Origin of the sequence: Pedobacter sp. Leaf216 (assembly GCF_001421515.1) — a bacterium.
Classification (GTDB): domain Bacteria; phylum Bacteroidota; class Bacteroidia; order Sphingobacteriales; family Sphingobacteriaceae; genus Pedobacter.
On sequence record NZ_LMKM01000023.1, the window covers coordinates 298,231 to 311,003 of the forward strand.

General features: G+C 37.6%; 14 protein-coding genes and 1 tRNA gene. 11 read left to right on the forward strand and 4 right to left on the reverse strand.

Annotated elements, in window-relative coordinates; genetic code table 11:
• Positions 1 to 119 precede the first annotated feature (119 nt).
• From ASE74_RS16605 to ASE74_RS24455, 4 genes are all read left to right on the forward strand, one after another.
• Positions 120 to 1,376 (forward strand): NAD(P)/FAD-dependent oxidoreductase, encoded by a 1,257-nt coding sequence (locus ASE74_RS16605; protein ID WP_055911359.1) that lies wholly within the window; start codon positions 120 to 122, stop codon positions 1,374 to 1,376.
• Positions 1,377 to 1,417: 41 nt separating this feature from the next.
• Positions 1,418 to 2,029 carry a MarR family winged helix-turn-helix transcriptional regulator gene (locus tag ASE74_RS16610; protein WP_055911361.1) on the forward strand — a complete coding sequence of 204 codons (612 nt, stop codon included), beginning with the start codon at positions 1,418 to 1,420 and terminating at the stop codon, positions 2,027 to 2,029.
• Positions 2,030 to 2,107: 78 nt separating this feature from the next.
• On the forward strand, positions 2,108 to 2,944 hold the full coding sequence (locus tag ASE74_RS16615; protein WP_055911363.1) for a phytoene/squalene synthase family protein: 837 nt from the start codon (positions 2,108 to 2,110) through the stop codon (positions 2,942 to 2,944).
• Between the two features lie 27 nt (positions 2,945 to 2,971).
• On the forward strand, positions 2,972 to 3,127 hold the full coding sequence (locus ASE74_RS24455; protein WP_082458818.1) for a DUF2256 domain-containing protein: 156 nt from the start codon (positions 2,972 to 2,974) through the stop codon (positions 3,125 to 3,127).
• Positions 3,128 to 3,148: 21 nt separating this feature from the next.
• Here ASE74_RS24455 and ASE74_RS16620 read toward each other — a convergent pair whose 3' ends face one another.
• Positions 3,149 to 4,198, reverse strand: a complete 1,050-nt coding sequence (locus ASE74_RS16620) for a DUF4932 domain-containing protein (RefSeq protein WP_055911365.1) — start codon at positions 4,196 to 4,198, stop codon at positions 3,149 to 3,151.
• Positions 4,199 to 4,421: 223 nt separating this feature from the next.
• On the opposite strand from ASE74_RS16620, the gene ASE74_RS25215 reads away from it, so the two are divergent.
• Positions 4,422 to 4,700 (forward strand): hypothetical protein, encoded by a 279-nt coding sequence (locus tag ASE74_RS25215; protein ID WP_055911367.1) that lies wholly within the window; start codon positions 4,422 to 4,424, stop codon positions 4,698 to 4,700.
• 41 nt (positions 4,701 to 4,741) lie between these two features.
• Positions 4,742 to 6,463, forward strand: coding sequence for a hypothetical protein (locus tag ASE74_RS16630; protein ID WP_055911369.1), 1,722 nt, complete (start codon positions 4,742 to 4,744; stop codon positions 6,461 to 6,463).
• 1,421 nt (positions 6,464 to 7,884) lie between these two features.
• Here ASE74_RS16630 and ASE74_RS16640 read toward each other — a convergent pair.
• The 3 genes from ASE74_RS16640 to ASE74_RS16655 all read right to left on the reverse strand — a co-directional run bounded on the left by ASE74_RS16640 (position 7,885) and on the right by ASE74_RS16655 (position 9,712).
• A tRNA-Ala gene (locus ASE74_RS16640) sits at positions 7,885 to 7,961 on the reverse strand.
• A 414-nt stretch (positions 7,962 to 8,375) separates the two neighbouring features.
• Positions 8,376 to 9,020 (reverse strand): chloramphenicol acetyltransferase, encoded by a 645-nt coding sequence (locus tag ASE74_RS16650; protein WP_055911375.1) that lies wholly within the window; start codon positions 9,018 to 9,020, stop codon positions 8,376 to 8,378.
• Entirely contained in the window at positions 9,017 to 9,712 is a 696-nt protein-coding gene (locus tag ASE74_RS16655) for an HAD family hydrolase (protein ID WP_055911377.1), read from the reverse strand. The genes ASE74_RS16650 and ASE74_RS16655 overlap by 4 nt, the downstream gene beginning before the upstream one ends.
• Positions 9,713 to 9,790: 78 nt before the next feature.
• Between ASE74_RS16655 and ASE74_RS16660 the strand changes: the two genes are divergently transcribed.
• From ASE74_RS16660 to ASE74_RS16680, 5 genes are all read left to right on the forward strand, one after another.
• Entirely contained in the window at positions 9,791 to 10,432 is a 642-nt protein-coding gene (locus ASE74_RS16660) for a Crp/Fnr family transcriptional regulator (protein WP_082458819.1), read from the forward strand.
• A 312-nt stretch (positions 10,433 to 10,744) separates the two neighbouring features.
• Positions 10,745 to 11,353 carry a hypothetical protein gene (locus ASE74_RS16665; protein ID WP_055911379.1) on the forward strand — a complete coding sequence of 203 codons (609 nt, stop codon included), beginning with the start codon at positions 10,745 to 10,747 and terminating at the stop codon, positions 11,351 to 11,353.
• A 155-nt stretch (positions 11,354 to 11,508) separates the two neighbouring features.
• Complete coding sequence (locus tag ASE74_RS16670) at positions 11,509 to 11,751, forward strand: NAD(P)H-dependent oxidoreductase (RefSeq protein WP_055911381.1); 243 nt, start codon at positions 11,509 to 11,511, stop codon at positions 11,749 to 11,751.
• A 3-nt stretch (positions 11,752 to 11,754) separates the two neighbouring features.
• Positions 11,755 to 12,018, forward strand: coding sequence for a hypothetical protein (locus tag ASE74_RS16675; RefSeq protein WP_055911383.1), 264 nt, complete (start codon positions 11,755 to 11,757; stop codon positions 12,016 to 12,018).
• Positions 12,019 to 12,077: 59 nt separating this feature from the next.
• Complete coding sequence (locus ASE74_RS16680) at positions 12,078 to 12,704, forward strand: carbonic anhydrase (RefSeq protein ID WP_055911385.1); 627 nt, start codon at positions 12,078 to 12,080, stop codon at positions 12,702 to 12,704.
• Positions 12,705 to 12,773: the final 69 nt, after the last annotated feature.

Sequence of the window (12,773 nt, forward strand, 5' to 3'; positions counted from 1 at the left end):
TGGGCAGGATTATTAAAACAGCATGCAGTTATCTTTTATTCGAAAGAACCGCATCGCTATTTCCAGTTTTTAGCTAAGCCAAAACTATCCCTTTATTGGGCATAAAATTGTTAACAGTTATGAAAAACGAAAAATTCGATGTGGTTATTGTTGGTGGAGGGATAGCAGGTCTTTCTGCGGCCAAGCTCCTAAAACAGGCTGGCAGGAAAATTCTGGTTACTGAGGCGTCTGACGGATTAGGGGGCAGGGCAAGAAGCGACCATAAAGACGGTTTTATCTTAGATCGGGGTTTTCAGGTTTTGCTCACCGCTTACCCTGAAGCGAAAAAACTTCTCGATTATAAAAAACTTAACCTAAAGGCTTTTCTTCCTGGGGCAGAAATTCTTGATGAAAACGGAAGCCATAAAATCGGAGATCCAATCAGGGAGCCATTCATGCTGCTTAAAACCTTGTTTTCTCCTGTTGGTAGCCTTGGCGACAAGTTACGGTTGCTAAAATTAAAGGCCAGGTTAACATTCACGAGCGTTGAAGAAATATTCCAAAAAAAAGAGACTGAAACACTTTCTTATCTTAATGATTTGGGTTTCAGCGAAAAACTTACAGCAAAATTTTTTAAGCCATTCTTTTCAGGGATTTTTCTTGAAAACAGGCTCGATACATCCAGCAGGATGTTCGAATTTGTTTTTAAAATGCTTAGTGAAGGTGCCGCCGCTGTTCCTGCCCTTGGCATGGGAGAAATCAGTAAACAGCTTGCCGAATGTTTAAATCCGGATGAACTGGTATTGAAAGAGAAAATCATAGAAATAAAAAATGGCGTGGTATTCGGCAGTTCAGGTAGAAGATATGAGGCCGAATACATCATTATTGCTACAGGCACAAATAATATTTCCCAATCAGACCAAAACATGGATCTTCACCTCAAAAAAGATGCATTTACCTTATATTTTTCTAGCGATGAAAAAACATCCTCTTCAAAAAGAATCGCCTTGAACGCCATAAGTGGGCAATTGATTAATAATATTGCTTTTATGGAACATGTTGCGCCATCATATGCACCTAAAGGGCAGTCGCTTATTTCGGTATCGATCAGAACCGCAAATTTACTAGGAGCTGCAGATATTGAATTCCAAGTAAGGAAAGAACTAATACAATGGTATCCACAGGCGGCAAAATGGAAACTACTGGCCACTTATGCAATTCCTCACGCCCTACCGGATAATAAACATGCCGGGCATAAAATTGATCCTAAATCAACACAGATATCGCCAAAGTGCTACCTCTGCGGTGATTATTTGCTAAATGGATCGATAAACGGTGCCATGAAAAGTGCCTGCACCGTTGTAGATGAGATACTGAAAACAGGGCAAACTACCTGAAAATAACCGAACAGCCAGTTAAAAATACAAACCACAGCATCATGATGTACAATCTTTTAAGTGAACTGATAACACTCGTTAAAACTTACGAAAGCAGCAATGAAAACCCAAGCGAAGCGCTGGCTCCATTCCTTAGCTGGGTGAACAGTCGCGCTGAAAAGCCAAGGGCTGATGTGGATCATACCGATTGGGACGGAAAAGAAAAAGGGCGCTCGGCAGACAGTGTGATCAATACTTCGCTGGTACACCTGTACCGGTATGCCAAGTTGCATGCAAAAGCGGCCATTGCAGGTTCTGCCTTTTCTACACCTGATGAATTTATTTACCTGATTACTCTCGCCTCGGCGGGAAGCATGAGCAAAGCTGCACTGATTAGAGCAAATATTCATGAAAAAGCAACAGGTACGTTAATTATTAACAGACTACTAAAAAAGGGCCTTGCGCTGCAGCAATCTACCGATAAAGATAAGAGAAGCAGGATTATTCATATTACACCAGAGGGCAGCCGGCACTTAAAAGAAAGTATTGCAGACATTAAACTTGCTTCGGCAAATGTAACCCGTCCGCTTTCTGATTCAGAAAAAATGGACCTGATCCGGCTGCTGCTGAAACTAGAAGATTTTCATTATGAAAACCCGGCTGTAAAACTGTAATCGTCATATTAAAGGGCTAACAAGCCAAATTAAATCAATCCGGTCCACAATTGTGGTCCTCCACCAGTATCAACAACAATGAAAGAAACCTTTGATAAAGTATCTGCCCAATGCAGCAGAAACGTTACCAGAACATACAGTACCAGTTTTTCTCTTGGCATCAATTTTCTAAATAAGGAGATCAGGGGACCAATTTATGCCATTTACGGATTTGTAAGGCTTGCCGACGAAATCGTTGACAGTTTCCATGGATATGACAAGGCATCACTTTTATTCAGGTTTAAAAGGGACTGTTTGGAAGCAGTGCGGGATTCGATAAGTTTAAATCCGGTATTAAACTCTTTTCAGGAAGTAGTTAATAAGTATGGCATAGATTTAAAACTAATCCATCTTTTTCTTAACAGCATGGAAATGGACCTTAACAGGGAAGTTTACACACAAGAAAAATATGAGCGTTATATTCTTGGTTCGGCACAAGTGGTAGGTCTGATGTGTTTATACGTTTTTTCCGACGGAAACATGGAAAGATACGAGCGGATGAAAGAGCCTGCAATGAAATTGGGTTCTGCTTTCCAAAAAATCAATTTCCTAAGGGATGTAAATGCAGACTTTTATCTGCTTGGCCGCACCTATTTCCCAGGCGTTGACCTTTCTGATTTTTCGGACGAAAAGAAAAGGGCAATTGAAGAGGATATTGCAGGTGAGTTTGATGCTGCATTGGAAGGCATACGTCAATTGCCAGTATCTTCTAGAGGTGGTGTATACCTGGCTTACATTTATTATAGAAAGCTTTTTGATAAGATTAGAAAGAAAACTGCGGCTCAGCTAATGGCAGGAAGAATCAGAATTTCGAATGCCTATAAATTCAGGCTTATGTTCAGCTCTGTTCTACGCCAACGTACGGGTAGAATATAAGCTAAAAAATTAGGGTAGTTTATAAAGATGAAAACAATAAAAAAAGAAAACTTTCCGTCAAAAATTTGCGCCACTTGCGGAAGGCCTTTTTTATGGAGAAAAAAATGGGCAAAGGTATGGGAAGAAGTGAAATATTGCAGTGATAAGTGCCGTGGAAAAAATTCTTTTAAAATTTCCCCTTGAAAATGTTTTGATACTCAAAAATTATATACTGGTTTTGGTTTCCAGAAAGGAAATCAGTTCAGGATAAAAATCTTCAATGCTTTTGTAGCGGCTGGTGTAATTATCCATAAAATGATACAAATCATTAGCCCATTTAAAATGCTTTGCCTGGTTTGATATTTCTGCTTCGCCGCTTTCTTTCCCAAATTTTTGTGCCAGTATTTTTGCTACGCAAGTTCTTACCAATAGTTCGTCTAATTCATTTTTCCATTGCTCATCAGGCAGTTTTTTTCCTTTAGCGGTAGTCAGGAAATTATCTTTGATCTTAAATAATCGGTCGTGATAATTGTTTATAAAATTTTTTAGATAAATATGACTACATTCATGGGCAACCACATTTAATGCAGGTTCAAAATTAACTGAACTATCATTTGTTAGTTTCTTGGTTTTATCTTCAATATAACCAGCCTTAGCCATTATTTTTCCGGCAAACTCTTTTTCATTTGATGATATTGCATTACTCCCATGGTTACATAATATATCGGTGTAAATTAAATATTCACCGTTTCGCTTCGTTCTGTAAAAAGAATCAACGTTATTAAGTATCTTACTTTTTTGGATATACAATTCTCCTTTTTTATTGATGCGGTTGTATTCTAAGCGATGTTTTTTTATAAAATTTGATACCTGGCAATCCTCATAAAAAGTATTGAAGCGAAATAAAAAAGTATCCAAAGGAGCGTTTCTAACATAATTAACTTCTGGCTTGCTCAATAGTTTAAATGGATGCTCCTCTGATAAAAAAAGACCCAACGAAGCCATATCAGGACCGTCCCAGTTTTTAAGTTTTCTATACCAATTTAAAGACGGATGGTCGTTATACTTTTTGAAATATGCTTTTACATCACGATAATAAGTTGATGGTGTAGGTTTAGTGTCCAGTGTATCAGCAGTGGCAAGTGTGTAGAATATACTTAATGCCTCAACTCTCGGGTCGGTTTTTATGGAAAATATTTTTTGCCCGTATGATCCATTCGCCTGAATTGTGATGATTAAAACTAAAATACATTTTAGAAGCGATTTTATCGTCATACTTACAAATGTATAAAGAGAGTTGGAAAATCATAATTTAATAACTAAAAATGGTTTTAAAAACTGAGCACCCGCCTTTTTACCAAATCACCAACAGTTGTTGATTTCTAGTCTCTTCCCACCTGCGAGCGAGAACTTCCTTCTCTTATTTTCACCTCTAATTATGCTGGATATTGTGGATTTTTGAATAAGCGAAATCTGATGTCATCATTTTGATTCGCAGTTGAAAAGTGGCTTTGAATCAGTTCCCGAAGATCCATGTAGTTTTGCCACCCTAAGCTTTTTGACCAGTCTGAAAAAAACATTATTTTTGAGTAAAGTCAATGATATGCCTACCGTCCTAATTATCACCCTTTTTTTCCAGTTGCAATTTGTGAAGGCTCAGCAAGCACAGAAGAGCTACTTCGCCGATCGTTCGCTTAGCCAAACCGCCAGCGAGCGAAAGGCAGCTTATAAAAAGACCACCTCCGCAGCGCTGTCGGGGACAAACACTGCATATTGATTCATAATTCTATAAGTTACAGCTTTCCATCTCTAAAATCTATGAAAAGAAAAATTGTTATCATTGCACTTATGGCACTATTGCCTTGGGTTTATACACATGCACAAGACACCATTCCACATATAAAGGGGAAGCTTACCATTTCTGTTAAAAAAGGAACATTTGAATGTGACCTAGTAATATCAAACATGCCAAGATTGAAAGATTACTTTTTTAGGCTCAACTCGGGTATGAACATTCGATACATAAAGAATGACGAACCAAACATGTTGCCACTTGAGTATGAAAAATCGCTGTCAGATACACTCTCCTCCGGCGAGTCATCTGCATATTATATACCTTCCTGGTCAGCATCGGGAAAATACCTTCCCTATTCCGTTCGTTTCAATTACGTTGGTATGTATCCTGTAATCACCGATACGTCGAGTGTTTCGGACTGGAGGGGAAACATTGCGTTTAATGGCACCTCACTTAGGGTAGACGGGATCCAAAGCGCATGGTGTCCAACATTATATGATGTTTCAACGGATAAGAGATACGAGAAGGTTACATACGATTTGAACATTACCTGTAACGATTGTAAAGTGATCTATGTAAATGGAAGTGATCCGGTGTATGGCACAAGCGCCAATGTTAAGAGTGATTCGCCACAGGACCTAACCATGTTCGCCGGCGATTTTAAGTCGACAGACATAAACAACAAATATTTTTTAAACCCGGATGGTGATGATGCCTTGTTGACGAATTTGGAAAAAGAGCTTCGTTCGTATCAAGAATATTTACAGAAAAAATTGAATATTCCATATAAAGGAAAAACGGTATATATCCAAACCACACCGGTCTCTAAAAATAACTCTTGGTTATTTGTTTCTTATCCATCGATTATTAAGGTCGGCTGGCAAGATGGGATGAAATCCTTTCAAGATAAAAACAAGCGCCCCGATTTCTTGCATGACATGGCCCACGAGCTTTCCCACTATTATTTTGGAACAGTTCGTTCCTTTAATCTCGAAATTGGAGACATGATCGCCGAAGGCTTTGCAGAGTTTCTTGCAATGCGCATTACCCGAGATTTCATGGGCGACTCTCTTTACCAAGAAAGCCTAAAAGCGAAGGCCCATGCCATGGGCAACTTGATTCCAATGCCTCTAGAAAAAATCCGATCAAAATCCGATTACAGAAACCGTCAGCTGTATTCCTATACTTACTCGCCGCTCCTTTTTTCGGCTATCGAAAAAGAGATTGGTGAAGAGAAGATGTGGAAATGGATGAACCTGTTGCTACAATCAACTACCGTAAAGACAAATTACGAATTTTTCGAGAAAACACTGAGCGAAGCGGTTGCTGATCGAGCAAAATTTGGCCTGTTACGTGAAAAATACCTCGTCAACGTCAATACCTATCAGAACGTCGCATCAACTCTTGGTTTGCCTACGCGTGAACAGTCCCTTGCTAAAGACGAGAAATCCCTGGCAAGGAAATACTACTATTTCTTTTTTTCCCGACCGCGTACAGATATTGGCTCAACACAGAACAAGACGATTTTACGCACTGATATTAGTGAGCTAACTGGGACCCAGAAAGAATTGAGGGATGTGCAAACAATAATCTATTCGAAGGCCAAGGAACAATTTGATAACGCATCAGGGAGTACTGGCGATTTTAATACCTATGAAACACTAGAACTAGCTCAAACCGCGTTAAGGCGATGGTTGGCAAGATATGACAAAAACGGCAATATGACCGTCAGAATAATCAATTAAGCGAACTAGTCGGTTTTCAAAGCAAGCTGAAGCAGGTGATGACCAATAAGATTGACTGACGGGAGCCCTTCTAACAAATGAACACCTTTTAAAAAATATTTCTTTGTTTGTTCCCTTGAAATAATTTGACACCCCCTCCCGGCACCTCGGCTATACTTAGCTACGTACGCAATAGTTTTGGAAACAAGCAAGTGCAGTAACCGCATGAAGAGAAAAAAGCAAGAAATACTCGAAGGAGAAAGGTTAGACATTAATGTGTGTATTTCATCGAAAGTAGGCTAGCCATTTCAGACCAAACTGGTCGCTGATTTGAATGCCGGAAAATTTATATTGTGTTCCTTTCCCTCCGAACAAATATAAGTGCGGTTTCAAAATCCATTTATTCTTCATCAAACATTATTGCTCCAGACCGTTTTGAATCTGTTCTATCAATTCATGAGGCTACGAGACATCATATCTTCCAAAATCCTCATTAATTAGGTCTTGCAGCCATTTAAAAGCTAGTACATTGTCCGAGGATGGGGCGGCACGTTCATCCGTTGATGATATCCAAGCTAAATCCATTCTATGTTAAATTGAACAGAAGTACTTCGAAGTAGATTCCAAAAAAATGTTAATCGAAAGATCAAAACGTCATCTTGGAAAGGCTTACTTCTTGATGACCCAATTCAGCATCACGATTTAGTACATGCTTCTGGGGTATTTGATCTTTATCGATTTCGATTATCAATTAATTATGGCGACACATGATGAATCACAAGCTAGATTTTTCATGAGAAAACTTATTAATGATGGAATTGCGGCGAAACTTTGCATACTTAAACCAACTTCTAATGGGGTTACAATTTGTCAAGAATAATTTTAAGTATTGTAAATTATTTGCTTGCATAATTTTATGTCATTCTGCCAATATAACAGCTACTAAATTAAAAAAGTTAGCTTCGAAATGGAAAATGAAAGTTCAAAACCGTGTACCCCTGCTTTTAATTATATATTTTTCTCCGAAACTTGAAGACACGCACAACACGCACATAAAAACTTACACCTTAGATGATTTCAGGATATTTATCTAAATTCATTTTATGCTCAACGAGAACTTTAAATTTAAACACGTCTATTCGCGGAATCAGTTAAGGTTTTGGGGATTGAAATGCATTCTTCGGCCTCTCAACGTGATTGTCACTTTAAATATGTTATAAATTGTTAATTCTTTGTACAAGATATAACTTGGGTTGATTGTGTTATAAAATTACGTGAAGACATTTTAAAATGTAAAAAATAATTCGACCAATTAATTAGTTGATAGTAACTTAAAACGAACTTTATCAGCTCTAAAATTACACCACTAACTGCACCACCAGAAATAAAAAACATAAAAAAATGCCCTTAGAAATATTCTAAGAGCATAATTTAAGTATTAGTGGTGGAGAATATCGGATTCGAACCGATCACCTCTTCACTGCCAGCGAAGCGCTCTAGCCAAATGAGCTAATCCCCCAGGTTATGGAAATTCATATACTAAATATATATTGACACAATTTAAGTATTGAAACAAGCTTCCGGCTTGTGGAGCAAAAATAGCAAATACTTTCTCGAATGCAAATGATAATTGATCTTTTTATCCAGGTAATTTCTTAATCCTTAAATTTAAAAGCAAACATGGCCATAAAACAAATGATTGCAATAGCAGACTGCATCGGGTAATTAATAAACAGGAAAAGAACAAATGTGGCAATTAATAACAGTACAAAAAACATAAAGGCCTTAAATACAGAATCCATATAAAACATAGATACGATGGCCAGGATATAAAAAGGAATAATAACGGCAGTGATAAACATCGCCTAAAATAAATTCCTAATATTAACCGAACATTAAATATTTTTTAGGTTTAATTCCTTAAGATCTAAAACTAAACGAGCTGTTTAATTTCTTTCTTGTTTAACAGATCCTGATATAAGGTTACAAATTGGCCAACATGGTAACCATCCATTAAAGCATGGTTTACATGTATAGATACCGGCATGATTTTTTTCCTATTTTCATCTTTAACCTTTCCAAAAGAAATTTTCGGACAACTATCCTGATAGGAAAAGCTCCGGGCGTGTGATAGGGAAGTGAAATTTAACCAGGGCAAGGCCGAATAATGGATTACATTTTCTCCTGATGAAGAAGGAATTAAGCCTGTGGTTGATTGTACTTTTTCGATTTCTTGAGCTGCTCCTCTTCTAAAATCTTCGAAATCTTCGTGAAAATCAATATATCCAAAGCCGAATGTGCCGTTTGGTCTGTTAATGGTTGCAGCGGCATTAATAATGTTGTGTTTCCAAACTTCGCCGTCGATCATGCGGTAACTAAAAGGTTCTACCTTATTTGCTGCAACAAGCGATTTATGCAGATAAAGCAGGAAGAATGAACGTTGAGTTTCTTTTGCTTCATGGTAGGTAGCCGTACAATCTACATCTACTGTAACGCCGAAGAAAGGTTCTTCAAAAGCGCTAAAAAATTTAAAATGATCTTTTCTGATCCAGGTGTTTATATCTATTTTTTCTTTCATTCAATTAATTTTGGTAAAACTTCAGACAGGCTTTCCATCTGATAAAAATTTTCGTGTTCGATGGTATGTTCAATGCTTTCGTGTATCCAGGTGGTATGAAAAGGAATGTGTACCGCGTGGCCACCAATATTCAATACTGGCAACACATCCGATTTTAATGAATTGCCCAGCATTAAAAATTCTTCTGGCTTACAATCAAGATGTTTAAGTAATTTTCGGTAATCACTTTCCTGTTTAGCGCTCATAATCTCGATATGGTGAAAATAATGATCAAGACCAGATTTGGTAAGCTTACGCTGCTGATCCAGCAAATCGCCCTTGGTAGCCACCACCAATCGGTATTGCCCATGCAAGGTTTTGAGTACATCTTCTACACCTTCGAGTAAAACAACAGGTTTATTGAGCATTTCTTTCCCCAATTCTATTGCTTTTCCCATAATTATGGGGTCAATTTTCCCCAATGTTATGTTTAAAACGGTTTCCATCATACTCAACACAAAACCTTTAATACCGTAACCATATAGAGGCAAATTGGCAATCTCAGTTTTATAAAGCTCGGCCAGAATGCTGTGCCGTGGCATAAAATCTTCTAAAAGACCCGCAAATTGCTCTTCCGTTTCGCGGAAATAGGGTTCGTTTACCCAAAGGGTATCATCAGCATCAAAAGCAATTACGGTAATTTGATTTTTCATTGTTATGCTTACTTTAGTGCCACAAAAGTAACCCAAGAGATCGTGTTAAAAAAGGACATTTGTCTCGACTATATTAATATGCTACGGACCAACCTTACTTTCTTATCTTTTATTGAACGATTTTGTTCGGAAAATAAAGAAGAAAAAATAACATTAAAAAGCTTTAACGCAGGATATAGATTTATAGAGCAGGGAGAGAAAATAAGCAACATTTACATCATCAAGGATGGAATAAGCAAATGTTTTATTTCTGAAGAAAATGGTAAGGATTTTATTATCGAATTTTTAGGTAAAGGGGAAGTGGCCGGAGAACTCGAAGCCATTAAAAAGATAGACTGTTTATGCACCGTGGCTGCAATCAGTGATGTTACCGCCTATGTTATCCCTGATTTTCTATTCCTGTCCCTCATAAACAGGAGTAGTGAATTTACTACAATCCTGCTTCAGGAATTATCCACCAGAATTATACAAACCAGTACAAGGGCATCTTTTCAACAACTATATACATTGGAATATGCGCTATTAAAATTACTTAAACTGCAGGCCGACGAACATATCTCCATCTCCAAAGAAGACATGGCTGCCTACCTGGGCATATCAGTAAGAAGTTTTAACAGAAGCTTAAAGCAAGTAGTGGATAAAGGAGGTTTTGATACGCCCGAATTTGAAAATATACTGCTGCTGCCCAACATGAAAAAGCTGGTGGAAAAACTTAAGTAATTGCCTCATTTTATGGTATAATTATTGCACAGAAGATATTTTTAATTTAACTGTAACGTTTTGCTGTTTAAACCCGTTTAGGTTAATAAAAAAATGCGCTGCTTTGCGCAATTGCGACTACACCAACAACCACATATACAAATGAAACAAAACCGCCAGTACAGCTCAAAATTTCCCAGTTAATCGGTATTGAGGAACCGATCTATTCGGAATAGATTACTCCGACTTATGATGATATCCTTAACTATCATTTATATAACGCGTAAACAAACCGTTTAACGCAATTTACTGATTATAGCTAATCTAATTAAAATGAGCGCTTACATTAACATTTACACAAACTCTTTAACCGACGACCTCATTCCAACAATTTTAAAACGTTTGAACGAACACGAAAATGTGTTAGACATCAATTCGTCCTTTTCATTTAGAAACCCTAACGGAAATTTACCGATCGTTTTTAAATGGGAAAAACCAAGCCTGGAAATATTTAACGAAAACAGCCTTAAGTTAAATTTCGCTGTATCGCTTAAATCTTTCGACTTAAAAGAATACAAGAAAAAGCTTTTTAAAGAAAAAATCATTAAGCAAAGCCTGGTTCAAAAGATTTTGGGACTATTTAAAAAGAAAAAAAGAAAAGTTGCAAAACCGGTTAAGCTAAGTGCTGAGGTTGAAGCAAAACTTCAAAACTACAACAAAGTATTTTCGCTTAAATACCATTCAGGTGATGTTTTCGAAAATCACTTTGCAACCCTAATCGGTGCAATAATTACCGAACTAACAAATGGTGTTTGTCATTTTACACAAGAGAACCTTTGGTACGATTCAAAAAATGCGTTAACGGAATCACTTGTTAACTTGTACACCCTGGAAGAATTGCCAAACCACATTAATAAAAATGCGGTAGCTATTGCCATCTAGGTAATATTTTAAGCCAATATTAATTTCCGGTTTCACCGTGAATTGATATTGGCTTTTATTTTATCATCCTTTTTGCCGGATTCCTCCTTCAATACCCGGCCAGCCATTAAACATTTCCTGGCTAAACTTGTTAATTAAATTTAACACAAACAAGTATGGCCGATAGCTTAATAATTAACGGAAGCGCCAGGTTGAATGGCAATACGCAAAAATATATCAGCAAACTTACCGAAGAAATTGCTTTTGATCAGATTAACCTGTTGGAGCACCATTTTCTTCCCTACAATTACGAAAACCAATACCCCCCGGAAGATTGTTTCGAAACCTTTGCCAAAGAAATATTGTACCACAAACACCTAATTTTTGCTACTCCTGTTTACTGGTACTCCATGAGCTGAAGAATGAAAAATCTGTTCGACCGCTTAACAAATTGGGTAACCTTAAATAAAGATGTGGGCAGAAACCTGAAAGGTAAAACCATGCAATTAATTGCAGTTGGCACCGATGCTGACTTGCCTGATGGATTTACCACGCCATTTTTCATGACAGCGAATTACCTGGAGTTGGATTATAAAGGCCACTTGTATTTTAATTCGGATGATAGGCTTAATGATGATGAATTTGCCGAAATGAGGAAATCTTTCTTTAGTTTTATAGCCATATAATAGCTGTTTGTTATCGCTCAAAAATTTATTTATCCAAAAATTCTATTTAAAGCAAAAGCATGAACGTAGAAGAAGTTTTTAAGAACAATGAAAAATGGATTGCCGATAAACTGGCCATCAATCCTGATTATTTTACAGAATTATCCAAAGGGCAAAGTCCTGAGTTTTTGTATATCGGCTGTTCTGATAGCCGTGTAACCGCCGAAGATTTAATGGGTATCCAACCGGGGCAGGCTTTTGTGCACCGAAATGTTGCCAACCTGGTAAATAACGTGGATTTAAATGTGATGACGGTTTTGAATTATGCCGTGCGCCATTTAAAGGTTAACCATATTGTGGTATGTGGCCATTACAACTGTGGAGGTGTTAAAGCAGCCATGCAGCCAGCAGATTTGGGCATTTTAAACCCTTGGTTAAGAAATATCCGCGATGTTTATCGCATTCACAAAGATGAACTGAACGCCATTGAAAACGAAGATTCGCGTTATAACCGATTGGTAGAACTTAACGTACAGGAACAATGCGTTAACCTGCTAAAAACCGCAGCCGTGCAGGAAGCTGTTACCGCACGCGGATTAACCGTACAAGGGTGGGTATTCGATATACATACCGGCCGCTTAATCGACCTGAAAATTGATTTCGAGAATATACTGAAAGATATTAAGGAGATTTATAACCTGTATTAACAGTTTGGGGTGTGCGGCCTGGAGCGTTTGGTGATCAGGGCTGCATAAAAAACAGATATTTGAAACAAA